Raw genomic sequence first — 19,829 nt, 5'->3', positions numbered from 1 at the left:
GGTATTAGCTACCGTTTCCGGTAGTTATCCCAGTCTAGAGGGTAGGTTGCCTACGTGTTACTCACCCGTCCGCCGCTAAGCTTATCCCGAAGGATAAGCTCCGCTCGACTTGCATGTATTAGGCACGCCGCCAGCGTTCGTCCTGAGCCAGGATCAAACTCTCCAAATTGGTATTTAGAAAGAGCGATTGCTCATTTTGAAACATCTGACGAGAATAAAATATTCTCTATTTTTGGATCTCACTTGCGTGAAATCCCACTCACTCGTTGTTCAGTTTTCAAAGATCAATGTCTCGTTTTTCTTCATCGTTGCTTGTCAGCAGCGACCTTTATAATATATCACAGCACCTTTATTTTAGTCAAGCGTTTTTTAATTTTAATTTTTCGCTTGGCTTCTCAGCAAGTTATCATAGGATACCTTGTCCAAAGGGCCGAGACTTAATGTATCATATATCCACAATCCACGTCAACCTCTAGAACAAAGTTATTTTTAATCCCAGAAGCATCAGCACTCCAGGAAGACCAAGGACCGTTACTGCGCCTATAGTTGTAGGGTTCAGGGGGATGTATATATCTGTCACTAAGCCTGAGAAATTCACCACATAAATACCAAGCGCAGCCAAGAGAAGATGTGTGCCGAACAGGCTGAGCCACGCCCAGCCCAATTTTTTCCGGAAAACAATAAGAAGTAATAAAAGTCCTGATAACACCAGCACAGCTATCGCGGCCATTCTCAGCATGATAATCCTCCTTTAGTGTTCTTTGGTCACCCTAGAGACGGGCTCTGTTAAGACCCAGATTTTTTGCATGCTTCAAATGAATCTGATATTTACGCTCTGCCGCTTCCAAAATATATATGGCGTAATCAATTTGATCCTGACCCCGCGCCTCGTCAAACATCAGATGTGCTCTCTCCCACTCGGATTGCGCCTGCTGAACCTCGAGAAACACGTTCCAGTGGTCGTCCTGCTGTCCTTTCTCTCTACTGCTCTGCCGCCCATTGCCCCACCATCCCATTCCCTATACCTCCTCATAAGAATAAATTTGGGCCCGCTCTAAAATCGCGCCCTCTTTTATTCTCATTCATATCGAAACCGGGACAAACTTAGAACCAGAATGGCAGTAAACGATCCGCGAAATTTCTCTTCAGAAATATTCTTTGCCGTAAAAACAGCAAAAAAAGAAGCCCCATTGGGCTCCTTTATTGAAATAACATGACGCCAGGCTGCTCAGAACAGCTCACGCCGGCCTTCGAGTGCTTTGGACAAGGTTACCTCGTCTGCATACTCCAAGTCGCCGCCTACAGGCAGCCCATGGGCTATTCTGGTGATTTTGATCTCGAACGGACGAACTAAGCGGGAGATATACATTGCTGTAGCTTCACCCTCAATGTTAGGGTTGGTCGCCATGATGAGCTCCTTTACCCTCTCATCGCTTAATCGGGTCAACAGCTCCTTCAGACGTATATCATCCGGACCCAGACCCTCCATAGGAGAGATCGCACCCTGCAGCACGTGGTAATAACCGTCGAATTCCTTGGTTCGTTCAATAGCCACAAGATCCTTGGAATCCTGGACTACACAGATGACCGAGGCATCCCTGGTTTTGTCCTGACAGATCCGGCAAGGGTCGGTATCCGTAATATTGCAGCAGACCGAGCAATAATGAAGATTGCGTTTGACGCTGACCAACGCCTTGGCAAAATCAATAACTTCGTCTTCTTTCATATTGAGCACATGAAAGGCCAGCCGTGCGGCTGACTTCGGGCCAATTCCGGGCAGACGCGTAAAAGCTTCGATCAGCTTGGCTAGCGGTTCTGGATAATACAAAATATCGGTTCTCCTTTGGACAGATGGAGTAAGGTTTAGAACAGGCCAGGAATCTTCATCCCGCCAGTGAATTTACCCATGTCGTTATTAGCCAATTCTTCCACTTGCGTAAGAGCATCATTTACAGCAGTAATTACAAGGTCCTGCAGCATCTCGATATCTTCAGGATCAACAGCTTCTGGTTTGATCTGGATCGACAACAGTTTCTTATGTCCATTCACCTGCACGGTTACTACACCGCCACCGGAAGATCCTTCAATAGTTTTGCTGCCCAGCTCTTCTTGTGCCTTGAGCATTTGCTCCTGCATTTTTTTGACCTGTTTCATCATTTGGTTCATATTATTCATTCATCGTCTCTCCTTTGGAATGCGCATTTAGCGCTAATAGGTTAATTACTCTTTTATGACAACAAGGTCTTCCCCAAAGAGCTGGATCGCCTCGTCAATCCATGGTTCGGTCCGGGTGTCCGGAGTTTCGTGTTCATGCTCCAGCCGGAGTTCCTCTGTACCGGTCTGAGCAGCAGATTTCATCGCAGCTTCATTCCAGTCCCGGAGCAGCATGGTCACGAGGCGGTAAGGTCTGCCCAAACGGGCAGCAAATACGTTCTCAATCACCTGTCTGTTAGCCGGCTTCTCAGTGGTGTCGCGGTGAATTGTATTTTTAAAGGCTACCAGTACTGCATCTTCCATAACAGCCACAGGCTCACCGTCGACAAACCATGCATGAACCGTCACCTTCTCTTCCTTAACCCCTTGCAAGACAGCGCTCCATTTCTTATATACTTCTGCAAAATCGGCACTGTCCTTCCCAGCAATAAACTTATCTAACTGGGGTGGAAGCTTCGAAGGAGAAGATATTCGTGGTGCAGGCGCTTGTGCGGCCGACGGTCTGCCCGTATTCCCCTGTTCACCACGCCCTCCAGCAGAAATGGCACCAGACTGCATAGCCAGCTCCAGCTTTTTCTCCAGGGCAGCAATCTGCCGTTTGAGTAGCTCCAATTCACCAGAGTCCACGGCTGCAGCGTTACCGCCGGCTTGATTGGAAACGGAAGTAAAGGAATGCGGAGAGACCTCTTGCGGATCAGCTTCCTGCTGTTGCAGGCTGCACAGCTTCATCAGCGCTACTTCAAACAAGGTCTGCGGATGGGTCGCATATTTCATTTCACCCAGATAACGGGTTAGTGTCTCTACGATCAGAAAGAGCCGGTCCCTAGAAAATACTGCCGCCATATCACGGAACTCTGCTGGATTCAGCACCCGGTCCGTTAGTTGATCGGCCCCTGGGACCATCTTGATCATAAGCAAATCACGGAAATAGTACAGCAGGTTCTCCAGACATTTATCAGCACTCTTACCCTCATGCATAAGCTGCTCAACAAGCTCCAAAAGAAGTCCCATATCCCCATCCAGAATGGCCGTTGCCAGGCGAGCGAACTGTTCGGAAGGAATCCCCCCGGTCATGCCTAACACCTGCTGATAGGTAACCTGGCCATCTGTAAAGGATGAAATTTGGTCCAGTATACTAAGCGCATCACGCATTCCACCATCGGAAAGTCGGGCAATATACTGCAGAGCATCTGTGTCTGCGGAAATACCTTCCTTCTGGCAGATCACTGCTAAGTGTGCTGTCTGCTCCTCCAGTGACACCCGGCGAAAATCAAAGCGCTGGCAGCGAGAAATAATCGTTGCCGGTAATTTATGAGGCTCTGTCGTCGCCAGAATAAACATTACATGGGGAGGCGGTTCTTCCAGTGTCTTCAGCAGCGCATTAAAAGCCTCTGTAGTCAGCATATGCACTTCATCAATGATATACACTTTGCGGCGAACTTCGGTAGGTGCATATTTCACCTTATCCCGGAGATCACGTATTTCCTCAACGCCCCGATTTGACGCTGCGTCAATCTCCTGCACATCCATGACGTTACCCGCAGTGATCCGCAGGCATGAGGGACACTCGTTGCAGGGTTCCGGACCCTCGATGCGTTCGCAATTGACCGCTTTGGCGAGAACCTTGGCGGCACTTGTCTTGCCGGTCCCGCGCGGTCCGCTGAACAGGTAGGCATGCGAAACCCGCTGTTCGCGAATTGCATTCTGCAGCGTCTGAATTATGTGCTGTTGCCCTACCATGTCATGAAACGACTGCGGCCGCCAGGCACGATACAGCGCGATATGTTCCACTATGCATTACCCTCTCTTAGGCTGCCGCTTTCGGCATTTGTCGCTAATTTATTATACTATATCCACTAGACTTTGACCAAAAACAAAAAAGCATCTTTGCTTGTGGCAAAGATACTGTAATGGACAATATGTTAAACCGTGCACCTGTTATTGATGGCTGCGATCCAAGCGGCAACCCTACAACACTGCTCGGGCTAGGCCACCCTCCGGCACAAGAGTAAACTTACTTATGGCTGCTTCCTTCCGGACCTGACCAGGTTCATAAGCACTCATTGCGGAGGACCCAACCGTCAACACAGCCCGTAGGAACCAAGGCCTCACATCGACAGCACCTCTAACAGGAATTCAACCTCGCTACAGCGGATTGCGAGTTACAGGGCACCGCTACCTCCCCGTCTAGCACGGCGAAGATAAGTATAGCTTACACCCGGACAAAAATCAACTCCAGATGAAACCCCAAATAAAGGAGAAGCCCCCGGACGCCATGTCCGGGGGCTGGACTAATCCATAACCGCCTATGTGGTTACTCCATTAGATGCCATACTTTTTCTTGAATTTATCAACACGGCCACCGGCATCCATGAACTTCTGCTTACCTGTATAGAACGGGTGGCAGCTGGAGCAAATTTCGACGCGCAGCTCTGATTTCACAGAACCAGCTTCGAATGTATTGCCACATGCACAGGTTACCTTGGTTACATTGTACTTAGGTTGAATAACGGATTGCATATAAACCTCACCTCTCGTGCCCTAGGCCTCATGCGGACCTAGAGTTAATAAAATATCTAAGCGGTATTTTAGCACGAAAGGCCTGGCTCTGCAATATGTCTAGTTCCTGGTTGTTTGCGGTTATATTTGCACACGCCGCTGCTTGGCCCGGGCCAAATCCGCCGGCGGTACATGTGTATATGAACCTATAACAACACCAGGAAGTTCCTCGCGGAAGATCTCCAGCATCGTCTTCATTCCCAGTACCTCACCTTGAGCCGGTGGAATTAATTCCAAATAGCTCTCAGGATCAATATTAAGGTTGCGCATTTGGATCAGCTTCAGATCTGTACGTCTAACGAATTCCACCATCGCTTCAATCTCCTCCTCACGGTCGGTAACCCCCGGGAAGATCAGATAATTGATCGATGTATACACACCTTGTGAAGCTGCGTATTTCAAAGATTTCTCCACATTTGCCAGCGTATAGCCGCGCGGCTTGTAATAGGCATTATAATGGTCATCCAGTGCACTTATTGTGCTGACACGCATTAAATCCAGTCCAGCATCAACTATACCGCGGATATGATCGCTTAAGCCGGCGTTAGTATTGATGTTGATATAACCCATATCTGTAATGGAACGCACCTCACGAATAGACTCAATAATGAGCTTCGCCTGTGTGGATGGTTCCCCTTCACAGCCCTGACCGAAGCTGATAATGGACTGGGGTGTTTTTAGATGCTCCAGCATAACCTCTGAAATCTCATTCACCGTGGGACGGAAATTCATTCGTGTCTGAGGGGATACAAAGCCACTGTCGTCGGGCTGTTCGGAGATACAGCCGAAGCATCCGGCATTGCACGAATAGGAGACAGGAACCGCCCCCTCCCAACGTCCCAGAAAGGTGTTAGAAGAGGTCAGACATTCGTAGCCCAGCGCACAATTGGAGAGATGATCGTATAGACGGTTCTCCGGGTACTTGGCGGTTAAACTGCTTACTCCCACCTCTACATCTTCCCGATCACAATTAAGCGGATTCCACTGCTCCGGGTCATCCGTAAGATCGGCGGCCACATAGAAGCCGCCATCTTTCCACACTACTGCTGAATAACCGAAGAGTGGAAGCTTATACGACTTGTCTGTCTTGACATACCCAGGAAGACACAAACGGGTAAAGCCTTGCGGAAGCAAGGCCCCGACAGCTTGTGAGCCTTCCGGAAGCGGCAGCATCTCACCCGTCTCAGGGTTCATACCTACCGCCCGCGTGTTAGGCAGACCTACCAGGGTAGCACCCTCCGGCAGCGGTATTAATTCTTCCTCTAGCATCTCAACAATCATATCCCCGCTGCGGGCCAGCCCATACAGCTCGGGATGATCATATACGTTTCCTTGCCCGTCGGCATATACCAAATACATGTTAGTCTCCTTATTATCGTTTCTTAGGTGGTAGGAACAGACGGCGTCTTCGGCCGGGTGGTACGGCGTGCGGATGAGCCGCTGTTCGAGGTACCTCCATTGCTGGCTGTTCCGCTTGGTGATGAGGACTCTTTGTTTCCGGCAACGTCAAAGGACGCCAGGAATTCAGCATTTGTCTTGCTGTCACGCAGCTTTTTTAGGAAGCCTTCAACAAAGTCATACGATTCGTTCATATTCTTACGAATTGCCCAAATGGTATCCAGCTCTTCCTTGCTCAGCAGCACCTCTTCGCGGCGTGTGCCGGAACGGCGTATATCGATGGCCGGGAAAATACGGCGCTCTGCCAGCTTACGGTCCAAGTGAAGCTCCATGTTCCCTGTACCTTTAAATTCTTCATAAATGATATCATCCATACGCGATCCTGTATCAATAAGCGCTGTGGCAAGTATAGTCAAGCTTCCGCCTTCCTCCACATTCCGCGCTGACCCGAAAAAACGCTTGGGACGATGGAACGCGGCCGGATCAATCCCGCCACTCAGTGTACGTCCGGACGGGGGGACAACCAGATTGTAGGCACGCGCTAGCCGGGTAATACTGTCCAGCAAAATAACAACATCCTTCTTATGCTCTACTAACCGCAAAGCCCGCTGCAATACAAGTTCAGCTACTTTGATATGATTCTCTGGAAGTTCATCAAACGTAGACGCCACAACTTCGCCCTTCACGGAACGCTGCATATCCGTTACTTCCTCGGGACGTTCATCAATGAGCAGTACGAACAGGGCAATTTCAGGATTGTTAGTGGAAATGCTGTTGGCAATTTCTTTTAAGAGGAGCGTTTTCCCTGCTTTGGGAGGTGCTACAATCAAACCGCGCTGCCCCAGGCCAACAGGAGCAAGCAAATCCATTATTCGTGTGGACAAGTGTGTAGGGGATGTTTCAAGTGGCAGCTTATCTTGCGGATAAAGAGGTGTTAGCGCCGGGAAATGCAAACGCTCTGCTGCACTGGCAGGATTCTCGCCGTTGACGGCATTGACTTGAAGCAATCCGAAGTAGCGTTCATTCTCTTTGGGTGTTCGGCATTTGCCCGATACAAGGTCGCCGCTTCTGAGGTCAAACTTGCGGATCTGCGAAGCTGAAATATAAATGTCTTCCGCGCTGGGCAAATAATTGATCGGCCTAAGGAAACCATAGCCTTCCGGTAAAATCTCGAGAACGCCTTCCATAAACATGAGCCCGCTCTGTTCTGCCTGCGCCCGGAGGATGGCAAAAATCAGTTCCCGCTTTTTAAGCGTCCCGTAGTATGGAATCTGGTACTTTTTCGCCAGTTTATACAAATCGGTCAGCTTCATTTCTTCCAAATCGGAAATTTGAAGATCCATGTAATAACCACCTATTCAATTTTTATGATAAGTTCTTCTAGCAGGTTAACCAGCAAAAAATAGGAGTCTATTAAATTGCTTATTAGGATAGCATTACCCATTCTGGAAGAGGATATGCAGTTCGAGAGCAAAAAACACCTCTTCCAGGACATCGGTTAAACCTGATTTATTCGTTTTCACGCCATACTTTGGCTCCCAAATTACGCAAATTGCTAACTAAATTGTCGTAACCACGGTCTATATACTCCACACCCGTGACCTCAGTAATTCCTTCCTCTACCGTCAAGCCGGCAATCACAAGTGCTGCACCTGCACGCAGATCGGCAGCCTTAACCTTCGCAGCATTCAGCTTACTTCCTTCAATGATGGCAGAACGGCCTTCCACACGGATTTTGGCGCCCATTCGCACCAGTTCAGGCACATGCTTAAATCGGTTGCTGTATACAAAATCGCTGAGTACACTAACGCCTTCTGCCTGGGTAAGCATACTCGTCATTGGAGATTGCAAATCGGTGGCAAAACCGGGGTATATCAGTGCTTTGACATCAGCATGCTCGTATTTAGCTTTGCCGATGACGCGGATACTCTCATCCAGTTCTTCGATATCTACGCCCATCTCAAGCAACTTGGCCGTGAGTGCCTCCAAATGCTTGGGAATTACATTATCTATCAATACATTGCCGCGCGTAGCCGCAGCAGCAATCATATATGTTCCAGCTTGAATACGATCGGGTATGATGGAGTGACGGCAACCATGCATTTCCGTAACACCTTCGATCCGGATCGTTTCGGTACCAGCGCCTTTTATAACAGCGCCCATGGAGTTCAGGAGAGTAGCTACATCTATAATCTCAGGCTCTTTAGCCGCATTTTCGATGGTTGTTGAGCCCTTGGCACGTGAAGCCGCAAGCATGATGTTAATAGTGGCACCTACGCTAGATACGTCTAAATAAATTTTGGCACCGCGCAGTTCTTTGGCATACAGATGAATAGAGCCATGATCGTTGGTCACAGTCGCACCTAGCGCTTCAAAGCCCTTAATGTGCTGGTCAATTGGACGAGGCTCAAAATTGCAGCCGCCAGGAAGACCAATTGTCGCTTCCTTGAACCTTCCAAGGAGTGCTCCCATCATGTAGTATGAAGCCCGGAGTTTCTTGACTGGTCCGTTAGGCATTGGGATGGATACGATACGGGAGGGATTAATTCTCATCTGGCTGCCTGTCCAGGAGACTGTGGCTCCAAGCTCTTCCAGAATTTCGGAATATACAGCTACATCACTAAGGGACGGCAAGTTATCCAGAACAACTTCAGACTCGGCCAAGATCGCCGCAGGGATAAGCGCAATTGCGCTATTCTTCGCTCCACTGATGGTCACGACGCCTTCTAAAGGACGTCCACCGCCAATCATTAATTTTTCCATAAATTTATCCGGTTCCCCCTACGTGTATTGCAGCTTGCCCTGGCAATACCTGCTGTGGCTAAGCTTAATTATAACGATTAGAAACGGATGCGCCGCCCTTACAACAAGGACGGCACCCGTTTCAACAGTAAATACAAGGACTGGTTACCACCATAGGTAAATAACTCCTTATATTAAACGGAAAGACACCGGCTAGGCGGTGCTTTCCATATCACGACTATTCAGCTTAAAGACAGCTCTACAGAGCCTGTCCATTTGCGTCATAAATATATTAGGCTTTGTTGCTGGAACCGAACTCACGGATTTTGCCGATAACGGTTTGTTTGATAGCTTCGCGGCCTGGTGCGATGAATACACGAGGATCATAAGCATCCGGTTTAGCAGCCAGTACTTCGCGAACAACCTTAGCAAATGCGATTTGGTTCTCAGTGTTCACGTTGATTTTGGAAGTACCCAGAGATATGGATTTCTTGATGTCATGCTCAGGAATACCAGTACCGCCGTGAAGAACGAGCGGAAGCTTAACTGCATCGCGGATTTCTTCCATTTCTTTGAATCCGAGGTTAGGCTCACCATGGTAAGGACCGTGTACGGAACCAAGCGCAGGAGCCAAAGTGTCAACGCCAGTTTCTTTAACAAGGCTTACACATTCGTTAAGGTCTGCATATTGAATGCCGCCGATTACGTCGTCTTCCTGTCCGCCTACAGTTCCTACTTCTGCTTCTACAGAAACACCTTTAGCATGAGCATATTCAACGACTTTCTTGGTCATTTCAATGTTCTCGCTGATTGGGTGGTGGGAACCATCGATCATTACGGATGTAAATCCGGCGTCGATTGCGTCTTTACATTTGTCAAAGCTTGAACCGTGATCCAGGTGAATAGCAACAGGAACGGTGATTTTCATGTCATGAACAAGACCTTCAACCATCTTAACTACTGTGTAAAAGCCGCCCATGTGACGAGCTGCGCCTTCAGATACGCCAAGGATTACTGGTGCCTTTTCTTCTTCTGCTGCACCAAGAATCGCTTGTGTCCACTCCAAGTTATTGATGTTGAACTGGCCGACTGCATATTTTCCTTCAAGTGCTTTGGTTAACATGTCTGTCATAGATACTAATGGCATGGTTTCAATCCTCCTAAGAATGTTTGGTTGCTTATATAAGCCGACATCACATACAGGCCTATTATAGCACATCCTGTGTTAAATACTAAATAGGATACACAAAAAAATGTCCCGGTGGGACGATATCAGGCCAACCCAAAGCCCGGGCAGACTGTTCCTTTCTAGCGTATCCATAACCCCACATTCCCAAACTGCAGATTCCCAGGTTAGCTGTACTGGTCTATCGACTTATTGTTAAGATGCATATTTACGGCTACCCGCATCTCATCGATGTCAAACGGCTTCGTAAAATGCATCAGGGCCCCCAGTTTGGTTGCTTCTTTAATCATATCCAGTTCACCGTAGGCTGTCATCATAATAACCTTGATCGCAGGATTGATCTCCTTCAGATGCTTCAGGATCTCAAGTCCGTCCATTCCTGGAATTTTCATATCCAGCAAGACTAAATCGGGGGATTCGCTGCTGACAATGTCCAATGCCAACTTTCCGTTAGCTGCTTGAAATGTGGTATACCCTTCGCTATTAAATACTTCCATGAGGAGAATCCGGATTCCGTTCTGATCATCAACAATTAACACTTTTTTCTTTTCCATACCATACCCTCCCAGAATTTGAAGCAGATTGTCCATACCCCGCACTCATACAGCTAATGGCCCCTTAACCTAAAAAGTCTATACGAAACCTATTATTCGTTCCCAACAGCCAAAATCCTGCTAATTGGTTAAAATGCGTAAATCTATGTCATTTTATGGCCTATAACCAGACTGCGCTGTGAAGACAATTTATGCTTTTCAAATTAGGCGGTATCAATCAAAGAAAGCCTCCATACGGAGGCTCATCTGGGCCCTATAAAGGCCTTCTTATAAGAAATTAAAGTTGTTCAGAGTGAGTCAGTGATGCTTTGACAAATTCGCGGAAAAGCGGCTGCGGACGGTTCGGACGGGAGGTGAACTCCGGATGGAACTGCACCGACAGGAACCATGGATGGCCCGGGAGCTCGACGATCTCTACCAGACGTCCGTCCGGAGAGGTACCGGAGATCACGAGGCCGGCTTTTTCGATTTCATCACGGTAAGCATTGTTGAATTCATACCGGTGACGGTGACGCTCATATACCAATTCATCATCGTAGCAGGACATTGCCAGTGATTCAGGAAGAAGCTTACATGGGTAAAGGCCAAGACGCATGGTCCCGCCCATATCTTCGATATCCTTCTGCTCCGGCAGCAGGTCAATGAGCGGATGCTGTGTAGACGGATCGATCTCCGAGCTATTTGCGCCAGCCAGTCCCAGAATGGAACGGCCATATTCGATCACGGAAACCTGCATTCCCAGGCAGATGCCGAAGAAAGGAATGGATTGTTCACGGGCATAACGAATGGCGGAAATCTTACCTTCGATTCCCCGGTCGCCAAAACCACCTGGAACGAGTATTCCGCCAATGCCTCCCAGCAGTTCATCTACATTCTCGTCAGTAACCTGTTCAGCATCGACCCAGCGGATCTTCACTTCGGCATTCGCAGCAAAGCCGGCATGGGACAGCGACTCCACTACACTTAAATAAGCATCATGCAGTGCTACATACTTGCCGACAATGGCAATTTCAACCGTGCGCTCAAGCTGCTGAATCCGGCTAAGCATGCTCTCCCACTCACGCATATCCGGCGCAGGAGTGGTCAGCTTCAGGTGATTAACAACAATCTCGTCCAAGCCTTCATCGCGCAGGTTCAGCGGAACCTCATACAGTGTCGAGGCATCGCGGCATTCTACTACGGCATTGGCGTCGATATCACAGAACAGGGCGATCTTGGCCTTCATGTCATCGGAAAGCGCATATTCCGTACGGCATACAATGACATTTGGCTGAATTCCGATGCTGCGCAGTTCTTTTACGCTATGCTGGGTCGGTTTCGTTTTCACTTCACCCGCAGCCTTGATATAAGGAATCAGGGTTACGTGGATGTACATCACATTTTCACGGCCGATATCACTTTTGATCTGACGGATTGCTTCCAGAAACGGCAGGCTCTCTATATCGCCCACGGTACCGCCGATTTCAGTAATGACCACATCTGATCCTGTCTCACGGCCTGCGCGGAATACGCGCTCTTTAATTTCGTTCGTGATATGCGGGATGACTTGAACGGTTCCGCCCAAGTATTCCCCGCGCCGCTCTTTGCTGATGACCGAAGAATAAATCTTACCGGTTGTAACATTGCTGTTCTTCGAGAGATTGATGTCAATAAACCGTTCATAGTGTCCAAGGTCCAGGTCCGTTTCCGCTCCATCATCAGTTACAAACACTTCGCCATGCTGATAAGGGCTCATGGTTCCAGGGTCTACGTTAATGTAGGGATCGAACTTCTGAATAGTCACCTTCAATCCTCTGTTCTTGAGCAGCCTGCCCAAAGAAGCGGCGGTAATGCCTTTGCCCAGGGAAGACACAACGCCCCCCGTTACAAAAATATACTTTGTCACTGTATAACCCTCCTAAATAAAGTCCAGGAATTCAGGCACGCTTGGTGTTTATCGTAACCCTTTTTTCCATTATCAAAACGGGGAACCCAAAAAGTTACTTCTCCAATGAATCCCGGAAAAAACCATCCGTTTCTATAGAAAGAATAGGATAATTAATAACGTGAAACATATGAGTTCTATCTTTTAAAAAAACAAAAAAGTGACACCCGTAGACCCGGGGCACTTTTTATTTTAGAAAACATTATTAACTTCCATTATAAGCCCATGCAATAGTTTACTCTGACGGTCCCACCCATGTCAAGGGAGGAATTACGCGCACACGTATACTACTTTAATAATTCTCGTCCTCATCCTCATCATCGGCATCTTCTGCTTCGCCGTCTTCGGAATCTTCATCGTCAACCTCATCTTCGTCAATGTCGTCTTCATCGATAACAACATCTTCGTCGACTTCTTCTTCGCTGTCGTCGTCGGAATAGAGGTCGTCGCGATCTTCGTCGATAGCATCGAAATCCTCTTCCTCCGCAGCGTAGTTCTCTTCTTCTTCGGCGAAATCATCGTCTTCCAGATCGTCATCCTCATCGTTGATGATACGCACGCGTTTGGTATTGCCGACTGGATCGTCAGAGCGTTCCAGAGGGTACCAGCGTTTCAGCCCCCACAGGTTGGTTCCAACACAGGCAAAACGCCCGTCAATATTAATCTCGGTATATAACTGGGCAATAGTATCTTGGCTTTCTTGATCGGTCATACCGCGCAAACTGGCAACCTCAACCATCAGATCACGGTAGTAGTAAGGCGTATTGGCTGCTTTGAGTACCAGGAAAGCCAGGTCTACCATCGGCATTTCTTTTATTTTCTCAGGGTCCAGCTTTAAATTGAGTGGCGTACTCACTAAAGGACACTTCCTCTCACGCATTGTTCACATTACCGTTAATTTCTATTTCATAATATCCATTAACAAAACTAAGTAAAACCTATTTGGCAGCAAATTGCAAGTCAAAACCATCCGGCTGAATGATGTATTCCCGGACCTGCTCTGAAACCTGTTCATCCACTAACGCAAAAAAGGCGGAGGAAGTTCCTCCGCGCATGACTGTATCCACGCCAAGGATCGGCTCCTTACGGGATGTTGCAAAGAGAACTCGCGCTCTCTTCTGTTTATTTTATGTAAAGCTCCGCTTTTTGACACGATGGGCAGCCTATTTCGCTAAAAAAGGGCAAGTTCCCATTCGGACGTCTGCCTCCCCTCATACAATATGGCAGCACGGCACCGAGGAGGGGACGGCGTAACTTATGGATTACTACGGATTTTGGCAGATGCTGCTTGGTGAGATATCGGCTGCCCCCAAAAATGCCGAGCGGCGCATTGTCACCTTCAATGATGCCCGCCAGTATGCCGGAGCGCTGTCAGAGTGGAAAGCACTGAAAGCAAAGAAACCGGAATTGCGGCAAGTACAAATATCCCCATTAATCCGGGCATTTGTTGTGCCCGCCGCAGGAGCGGGGAAGCTGCTCTATAAATATGAAGATTCTCTAAGCATCGAAGAGGATTCCCGGATACAGGTTCACGCGGTGGCCCCTGAAAAATCAGGGACCGCCATGATGCCTTGGGGCGTCAAAGCCATTCATGCTCCGCAGGCGTGGTCCCGTTCGACCGGAGTTCATGTAAAGATCGGAGTGATTGATACAGGTGCCGATTACCGGCACCCGGATCTTAGGCATTCGCTGGCTTCCGGCGTGAATCTGCTGCACCGCGGCATGCTGCCGCTCGACGATAACGGTCATGGCACCCATATCGCCGGTACGCTGGCGGCGGCCGGCGGCACCCGCGGCATGATGGGCGTAGCGCCGAGGGCACAGCTGTACCCGGTCAAGGCTTTTGACCACAGCGGCTCGGCCTATGTGTCGGACATTGTACTCGGCATCGACTGGTGCGTGCAGAACAAGATCGATATCATTAATATGAGCTTCGGCATGAAAACGAGAAGTAAAGCCCTTCACGATGTGGTGATCAAGGCCTACCGGGCCGGGATCGCCATCATTGCTTCCTCCGGCAACGACGGCAAACGCGGCGGGGACTATCCCGCCCGCTACCCCGAGACGATCGCCGTCGGCGCCCTTGACCGGAGGCACCGCGTCGCGTCCTTCAGCAACCGGGGTCCGTATATCGATGTATACGGACCCGGCGAGGGCGTGCCCTCCTGCTGGCTGAAGGAGGGCTATAAAGAGATGAGCGGCACCTCCATGGCGACCTCGCATGTCACGGGAGCCGCCGCTTTGCTGCTCGCACTGCGCCCGGGCCTCTCGCCACGGGAGCTGAAGCTGCTCCTGCGCCGCACGGCTTCTCCGGTGCGGCTGCGCAAAGGCCAGCGCCGCGCGGCCTTAGGCGGCGGGGCGGCCGATGCCCTGCGCCTGCTGCGGGCAGGCGCACGGGCGAAGCGGGCTACCGCCGCGAAGGCGTAGGGGCGGCGGCCCCGTGGCCCGCTAGGGCCGCGGTAGGCCTTGGGCGGGCCACGGGCGCACCGCTTGCCGGGAGTTGCCCTGGCACTCCCAGCTGACTTAGGCCCGCTTGAGCAGTAGGAATGAGTTGCGTAGATCAATCACATTCCCTTAGTCAGTAAGCATAGCAAAAGCTCCGCCTCCAAATTGTACGGGGGCGGAGCTTTTGCTTGAGCTGGACCGTTACATCCGGTCCGGTGCGGTTACACCAACGAGACGAAGCACGTTGGCGATTGTGGTCCGTGCCGCGCCCAGCAGAGCAAGGCGGGCTACGGTCTGGGCGGCATCCTCGGTGATGACGCGCTCCGCTTTGTAGTAGCTGTGGAACAGCGAAGCCAGATCGTATACGTAACGGATCAGGCGATGCGGCGCATAGCTGCTGGCAGCTATCTCGATCTCCGCCGGTAATTCGCCGATTTTGCGAAGAAGATCATATTCATGTGCAGCGGTCAGCTTGGCGTAGTCGATTTCGGAAAAATCAGGCAATACAATTCCTTGCTCCTCAGCCTGGCGGAAAATACTGCAGATCCGCGCATGTGCATACTGCACATAGAATACAGGGTTCTCATTGGAAGTGGAAATCGCCAGATCCATATCGAAGTCCAGATGTGAATCCATGCTGCGCATGGTGAAGAAATAACGGATGGCATCGATTCCGACTTCGTCCATCAGGTCTTCCATCGTCACCGCTTTGCCGGTACGCTTGGACATTTTGACCTTTTCACCGTTCTGGAAGAGACTGACCATTTGGGCAATCAACACGACTAGCTTATCCGGATCATTGCCAAGCGCGGACATGGCTGCCTTCATCCGGGGAATATAGCCGTGGTGATCGGCGCCCCAAATGTTGATCATTTTGTCATAGCCCCGGCCATATTTGTCGCTGTGATAAGCGATATCCGGGGTCAGATAGGTATAGGTTCCGTCGTTCTTGATCAATACGCGGTCCTTGTCATCACCATATTTCGTCGTTTGCAGCCAGGTCGCCCCGTCCTGTTCGTAGACTTCACCGCGCTCGCGCAGCTCGTCCAGGGAACGTAGCACTTCACCGTTCTCGTACAGAGAGGTCTCACTGAACCAGATATCGAAGCCCACGCGGAACCGGTTAAGGTCGCGTTTGATTTTATCCAGCTCCTTGGCAAGACCATAGGTACGAAAGAAGGCTGCGCGGTCGCCTGGTGTCATGGACAGCAGCTCGTCGCCTTTTTCAGCCACCAGCTCTTTGGCAAAACCCTTGATGTCCTCGCCATGGTAGCCGTCTTCCGGCATTTCCGCCGGCTGGCCCAGCTCCTGAAGATAACGGGTTTCGATGGATTTGCACAGGTTCTGAACCTGGTTCCCGGCATCATTAATGTAATACTCGCGGGTTACCTGGTAGCCGGCAAAATCCAGCACGTTGCACAGCGCATCACCAACAGCAGCCCCGCGGGCATGTCCCAGATGCAGACTGCCGGTAGGATTCGCGCTGACAAATTCCATCTCGACCTTCTGACCCTGGCCTGCATTAATGCGGCCATAGTCCTCACCCTGTTCCGCCACGAGGGCGATTACCGGGTAGAGGTAGCTTTTTGACAACGTAAAATTGATGAAGCCCGGTCCGGCAATTTCTGCTTTTTCAATAGAAGCATTGCCCTTATCCAGGTGCTCAATGATCGCTTCAGCAATCTGCCGTGGATTGCGCTTGGCAATCTTGGTTAGCTGCATCGCAGCATTGGTGGCCAGGTCCCCGTGGGCTTTGTCCTTGGGTACTTCCAGTACGATGGCTGGAATTTCCTCTCTGGTGACCAGGCCAGCGGCGACAATGGCGCCAGCGATCGCTTCCTTCACCCGTTCATTGGCTAACTGAAGCGGATTTTGACTATGTGTCATGATTGTAGTTCCTCCTGTATATGCAAACTTATAGCGAACTGTCCCGATAATTCCCCGTATACGTAAAGATCATATTCCCACGAAACCGCAAGCGATCTTCCCTCACGCTTCATATCCAGTTTCCGGGTGGCTGTGGAGAGATTAAACTGTGTATATGGCGAGCGGTAGAATCCTGGCCGGCGTTGTCCCGGAACAAAGGACTGCTCCGACTGGACACCGCCGTGTCGAATCAGCTTCAGTTCACTGTCTGAAATCTTCAAAGTGGTTCGGACAGAAACTGGCTCGCCCTTGGGGCCTGTCTGCGTTTCTTCATAACGGATATACAGCTGATTTCCTCTGGCAATAGCTTCACCGGAGGCGTGCACCACATTCCGTTCCCCGCCCTGCGCACTCGTAAGCGTTACGGAAACGCCGTATTTGCCTTGCTGCACTTCAGTCATCACACGTTCCTCGCTTATTCACACTTATATAATCTAAGGCATATTCGCTTTCCCATTGTACACTATATCCAGATCGGGAGGGCAATTCAATCGCTAATTTGGACTTCCGGGAGCTGTTGTCTCCGGATTTCTTGATCCATGCCGCTTTTAGCAGATGAAGTCCAGGGTCACAAAGGCAGCAGCGACAACGTATCCCTGCTCTTCAGCCCCTCTACCATAGACGTCCAGGCTTCCGGCTTATCGGCAAGTACTGCATAATAACGGGTCAGAAAGTCCGCAACCAAAGAAGCCTTGACCTGCCCCAAATCCTCATTCCCGGGCATAAAGCACAGGTCAAGACCCGACACCGCCTCCCCGTCACCCTGCCAGGAGGGATGAACGTATGGGAAATCCATCCGCTTGTATCCCAGATGCGACAGCACCTCCCTGCGGACAAACGGGTCCATAGGCTTGATGCCCCCAAAGGCATACTCCACCCGGTAAGGATCGTAAATCTCGGCAAACATGCCAAATAGCTCTTTACCATTGCCTGCTGCCAGCTTCTTCAAGTCTTTCAGGCGGCTCTGAGCCAGAAAGCGCCCTATCCCCAGGCCCTCCCGGCCAATGATAGTGAAATCGGTCATCGCCACATTCCAGTCGGTGTAGTAGCGGTATTCCGTAGTGCCCACAACAGCGCCATCATGCACAGCAGCAAATACACGGATGCCGGGATCTTCCAGAGGTTCCTTCCACAAGCTGAATTCAAGAACTTCCTCAGGGGGAAACACTTCTGACAGCAGATGATGTACTTGTCTGAACAAAGGATCCGCGACACTCGTAATTCTTGTATATTCCATACTCAAGGATTTCCTCCGATTCTGATAAAGATGTTTCCTTACTTATTATAGAAATGGATTACGCCACTCCATGAGCGCAGCGTAGTTGCCCGACTCTTCATCTTTCAGGTAATCAGCCACCACTCCCACCGGGGACCGCCCGCAGCGCAGCAGAAAGGTGAGCACCGGATCAGACCATTTGCCGGCTGTCACTCCTTCCAAATACTCCTCCGCAGACATCCTGGAGGCTTGAAGATGATAGCCTGGCATACGGCCCGCTCCCAGCAGCCGCTCCAGCCTCTGCTCCACCACAACATGATACAGCGACTGTACCAGCTCTTTGCCCAGCCCCAGCTTGCGGTGTTTGGGGCGGACGCACAGATCGGCAATATAGAGCGTGTTCCCGCCCGGCTGGTGGGTAGTAATATATCCATCTGCCGTAACCTCTGACCACGTATGATGGAGCGCGGGGACCTCAGCGTCAAAATGAATTTTCAGTCCGGTTACCGACCCTGCCAGTTCCCCGTTCACCTCCACACATAGCGCCCCCTCCGGAAAAAGCGTCACATGATTCAACAGCTGCTCCCGGTTCCACCATAGTTCAGCAGGGTAGGGAGGCGGAAAGGCTTCGGACTGAATGGTAATCAGCTCCGCAAAATCGGCTTCCGTGTAGCTGCGGAGTACCGCAGGCACTGGGATTTTACCGTCGAAAGCGTAAAAGCTCTTGTTATACATGCCTCTTCGTCCTCCTTACGTCCAGTCCGTATACAGATCCGTTCGGCGGTCCCGCCAAGTGGTCACCGACCCGCGTTCACGAACCCTGTAGAGCAGCTCTAGATCCAGATCGGCGGTGATAATCATATCATCGTTAATTTCACCCTCGGCCAACAGACCCCTGGGAGGAAACGGAATATCATTGGGCGTGATCACCGCAGCCTGGCCAAAGTTCGCCCGCATCAGGTCTACGGTAGGCAACGAGCCTACGGTGCCTGTCAGCACGACATAGATTTGATTTTCAATGGCACGGGCATGACTGGTGTATCTTACCCGGTGAAAACCATGGCGGTCATCCGTGCAGGAAGGGCAAAAGATGACATCCGCACCCTTGGCCCGGGCCATGCGCACAATCTCCGGAAATTCGATATCGTAGCAGGTCAGCATGGCGATGGTTCCTTTATCCGTCTGGAACACCTCCAGCCCTTCCCCCGCGCCCATATTCCAGCCCTCGACTTCAGCCGGTGTGATGTGCAGCTTCGCCTGCTCGGCAATTCTTCCATCCGGATAAAAGAGATGAGCCACATTATAGAGCTTGTCGTTTCTACGTAGCACATGGGTCCCGCCAATGATATGCACAGCATATTTCTGGGCATACCCGCAGAACATCTCCCGGTAACGGTCCGTAAATTGCGGTAGATCTTCTATGCTAAGGGCATTCCCCCGTTCATCGCCAATGGACATCAACTGTGTCGTCAAAAATTCGGGGAACAGGATGAACTCGGTGCCGAACTCCCCGGCCGTTTTTATATAATGCTCGCACTGGGCGGCAAACTCCTCAAAGGAGGAAATGGTATGTAAATGATATTGTATGGCAGATACGCGAATGGACACAGCCGCAGTCCTCCTAAGCACGAAATAGGGTTCATTCCTAAAGTATCTAAAATTTTA

The 19,829-nt window shown here is 50.3% G+C and carries 20 protein-coding genes, 1 rRNA gene and 1 other RNA gene; 1 reads left to right on the top strand and 21 read right to left on the bottom strand.

Annotation, left to right across the window (positions count from 1 at the left end; genetic code table 11):
• The 16 genes from A3844_RS23145 to A3844_RS33790 all read right to left on the bottom strand — a co-directional run.
• Positions 1-169: ribosomal RNA gene (locus A3844_RS23145) — 16S ribosomal RNA — on the bottom strand; the annotation flags it as partial.
• A 303-nt stretch (positions 170-472) separates the two neighbouring features.
• A complete protein-coding gene (locus A3844_RS23140; protein ID WP_178382054.1) occupies positions 473-739 on the bottom strand; it encodes a pro-sigmaK processing inhibitor BofA family protein in 267 nt (88 codons plus the stop codon).
• Between the two features lie 31 nt (positions 740-770).
• A complete protein-coding gene (locus tag A3844_RS23135) occupies positions 771-1,016 on the bottom strand; it encodes a DUF2508 family protein (protein ID WP_074086991.1) in 246 nt (81 codons plus the stop codon).
• Positions 1,017-1,228: 212 nt separating this feature from the next.
• On the bottom strand, positions 1,229-1,828 hold the full coding sequence (gene recR / locus A3844_RS23130) for a recombination mediator RecR (protein ID WP_074086990.1): 600 nt from the start codon (positions 1,826-1,828) through the stop codon (positions 1,229-1,231).
• A 35-nt stretch (positions 1,829-1,863) separates the two neighbouring features.
• Positions 1,864-2,175 carry a YbaB/EbfC family nucleoid-associated protein gene (locus tag A3844_RS23125; RefSeq protein ID WP_074086989.1) on the bottom strand — a complete coding sequence of 104 codons (312 nt, stop codon included), beginning with the start codon at positions 2,173-2,175 and terminating at the stop codon, positions 1,864-1,866.
• Between the two features lie 45 nt (positions 2,176-2,220).
• Positions 2,221-4,005, bottom strand: a complete 1,785-nt coding sequence (dnaX, locus tag A3844_RS23120; RefSeq protein ID WP_074108581.1) for a DNA polymerase III subunit gamma/tau — start codon at positions 4,003-4,005, stop codon at positions 2,221-2,223.
• A 136-nt stretch (positions 4,006-4,141) separates the two neighbouring features.
• Positions 4,142-4,410, bottom strand: an RNA gene (gene ffs, locus A3844_RS23115) — signal recognition particle sRNA large type.
• A 126-nt stretch (positions 4,411-4,536) separates the two neighbouring features.
• Complete coding sequence (rpmE, locus tag A3844_RS23110) at positions 4,537-4,734, bottom strand: 50S ribosomal protein L31 (RefSeq protein ID WP_074086987.1); 198 nt, start codon at positions 4,732-4,734, stop codon at positions 4,537-4,539.
• 120 nt (positions 4,735-4,854) lie between these two features.
• On the bottom strand, positions 4,855-6,132 hold the full coding sequence (locus A3844_RS23105; protein WP_074108580.1) for a radical SAM family protein: 1,278 nt from the start codon (positions 6,130-6,132) through the stop codon (positions 4,855-4,857).
• Between the two features lie 23 nt (positions 6,133-6,155).
• Positions 6,156-7,514, bottom strand: coding sequence for a transcription termination factor Rho (gene rho, locus A3844_RS23100; RefSeq protein WP_074086985.1), 1,359 nt, complete (start codon positions 7,512-7,514; stop codon positions 6,156-6,158).
• A gap of 166 nt (positions 7,515-7,680) precedes the next feature.
• Entirely contained in the window at positions 7,681-8,934 is a 1,254-nt protein-coding gene (locus A3844_RS23095) for a UDP-N-acetylglucosamine 1-carboxyvinyltransferase (protein WP_074108579.1), read from the bottom strand.
• A gap of 271 nt (positions 8,935-9,205) precedes the next feature.
• The gene (gene fba, locus A3844_RS23090; RefSeq protein WP_074086983.1) at positions 9,206-10,060 is read right to left on the bottom strand and encodes a class II fructose-1,6-bisphosphate aldolase; all 855 of its coding nucleotides are present in this window, start codon (positions 10,058-10,060) and stop codon (positions 9,206-9,208) included.
• Positions 10,061-10,266: 206 nt separating this feature from the next.
• Positions 10,267-10,653, bottom strand: a complete 387-nt coding sequence (locus tag A3844_RS23085; protein ID WP_074086999.1) for a response regulator — start codon at positions 10,651-10,653, stop codon at positions 10,267-10,269.
• 277 nt (positions 10,654-10,930) lie between these two features.
• Entirely contained in the window at positions 10,931-12,538 is a 1,608-nt protein-coding gene (locus tag A3844_RS23080) for a CTP synthase (protein ID WP_074086982.1), read from the bottom strand.
• 331 nt (positions 12,539-12,869) lie between these two features.
• The gene (gene rpoE, locus A3844_RS23075; RefSeq protein ID WP_074086981.1) at positions 12,870-13,433 is read right to left on the bottom strand and encodes a DNA-directed RNA polymerase subunit delta; all 564 of its coding nucleotides are present in this window, start codon (positions 13,431-13,433) and stop codon (positions 12,870-12,872) included.
• Positions 13,434-13,515: 82 nt separating this feature from the next.
• Complete coding sequence (locus A3844_RS33790) at positions 13,516-13,644, bottom strand: hypothetical protein (RefSeq protein WP_256701788.1); 129 nt, start codon at positions 13,642-13,644, stop codon at positions 13,516-13,518.
• 190 nt (positions 13,645-13,834) lie between these two features.
• On the opposite strand from A3844_RS33790, the gene A3844_RS23070 reads away from it, so the two are divergent.
• Positions 13,835-15,004, top strand: a complete 1,170-nt coding sequence (locus tag A3844_RS23070; RefSeq protein ID WP_074108578.1) for a S8 family peptidase — start codon at positions 13,835-13,837, stop codon at positions 15,002-15,004.
• 219 nt (positions 15,005-15,223) lie between these two features.
• Here the strand turns inward: A3844_RS23070 and argS are convergent, their stop codons facing one another.
• From argS to A3844_RS23045, 5 genes are all read right to left on the bottom strand, one after another.
• Positions 15,224-16,909 (bottom strand): arginine--tRNA ligase, encoded by a 1,686-nt coding sequence (gene argS / locus A3844_RS23065; protein ID WP_074108577.1) that lies wholly within the window; start codon positions 16,907-16,909, stop codon positions 15,224-15,226.
• Positions 16,906-17,349: a YwiB family protein gene (locus tag A3844_RS23060; protein WP_074086978.1), complete on the bottom strand. Its 444-nt coding sequence runs from the start codon at positions 17,347-17,349 to the stop codon at positions 16,906-16,908. Before A3844_RS23060 ends, argS begins: the two co-directional genes overlap by 4 nt.
• Before the next feature lie 167 nt (positions 17,350-17,516).
• A complete protein-coding gene (locus A3844_RS23055) occupies positions 17,517-18,185 on the bottom strand; it encodes a GNAT family acetyltransferase (protein WP_074108576.1) in 669 nt (222 codons plus the stop codon).
• 45 nt (positions 18,186-18,230) lie between these two features.
• Positions 18,231-18,899 carry a GNAT family N-acetyltransferase gene (locus A3844_RS23050; RefSeq protein WP_074086976.1) on the bottom strand — a complete coding sequence of 223 codons (669 nt, stop codon included), beginning with the start codon at positions 18,897-18,899 and terminating at the stop codon, positions 18,231-18,233.
• Positions 18,900-18,914: 15 nt separating this feature from the next.
• Complete coding sequence (locus A3844_RS23045; RefSeq protein WP_074108575.1) at positions 18,915-19,772, bottom strand: carbon-nitrogen hydrolase family protein; 858 nt, start codon at positions 19,770-19,772, stop codon at positions 18,915-18,917.
• Between the last annotated feature and the right edge of the window lie 57 nt (positions 19,773-19,829).

This window comes from Paenibacillus helianthi, from assembly GCF_001909055.1.
GTDB classification, from domain to species: Bacteria; Bacillota; Bacilli; order Paenibacillales; family Paenibacillaceae; genus Paenibacillus_AQ; species Paenibacillus_AQ helianthi.
This window is presented reverse-complemented; position numbering and strand designations above follow the sequence as displayed.

Bases quoted from the DNA above. Each gene is read 5' to 3' on its own strand.
- rho (WP_074086985.1), bottom strand. From the start codon at position 7,514: ATGGATCTTCAAATTTCCGATTTGGAAGAAATGAAGCTGACCGATTTG.
- A3844_RS23085 (WP_074086999.1), bottom strand. From the start codon at position 10,653: ATGGAAAAGAAAAAAGTGTTAATTGTTGATGATCAGAACGGAATCCGG.
- A3844_RS23135 (WP_074086991.1), bottom strand. From the start codon at position 1,016: ATGGGATGGTGGGGCAATGGGCGGCAGAGCAGTAGAGAGAAAGGACAG.
- rpmE (WP_074086987.1), bottom strand. From the start codon at position 4,734: ATGCAATCCGTTATTCAACCTAAGTACAATGTAACCAAGGTAACCTGT.
- argS (WP_074108577.1), bottom strand. From the start codon at position 16,909: ATGACACATAGTCAAAATCCGCTTCAGTTAGCCAATGAACGGGTGAAG.
- A3844_RS23055 (WP_074108576.1), bottom strand. From the start codon at position 18,185: ATGGAATATACAAGAATTACGAGTGTCGCGGATCCTTTGTTCAGACAA.
- A3844_RS23050 (WP_074086976.1), bottom strand. From the start codon at position 18,899: ATGTATAACAAGAGCTTTTACGCTTTCGACGGTAAAATCCCAGTGCCT.
- A3844_RS23140 (WP_178382054.1), bottom strand. From the start codon at position 739: ATGCTGAGAATGGCCGCGATAGCTGTGCTGGTGTTATCAGGACTTTTA.
- A3844_RS23125 (WP_074086989.1), bottom strand. From the start codon at position 2,175: ATGAATAATATGAACCAAATGATGAAACAGGTCAAAAAAATGCAGGAG.
- fba (WP_074086983.1), bottom strand. From the start codon at position 10,060: ATGCCATTAGTATCTATGACAGACATGTTAACCAAAGCACTTGAAGGA.
- A3844_RS23095 (WP_074108579.1), bottom strand. From the start codon at position 8,934: ATGGAAAAATTAATGATTGGCGGTGGACGTCCTTTAGAAGGCGTCGTG.
- A3844_RS23060 (WP_074086978.1), bottom strand. From the start codon at position 17,349: ATGACTGAAGTGCAGCAAGGCAAATACGGCGTTTCCGTAACGCTTACG.
- A3844_RS23105 (WP_074108580.1), bottom strand. From the start codon at position 6,132: ATGTATTTGGTATATGCCGACGGGCAAGGAAACGTATATGATCATCCC.
- A3844_RS23070 (WP_074108578.1), top strand. From the start codon at position 13,835: ATGGATTACTACGGATTTTGGCAGATGCTGCTTGGTGAGATATCGGCT.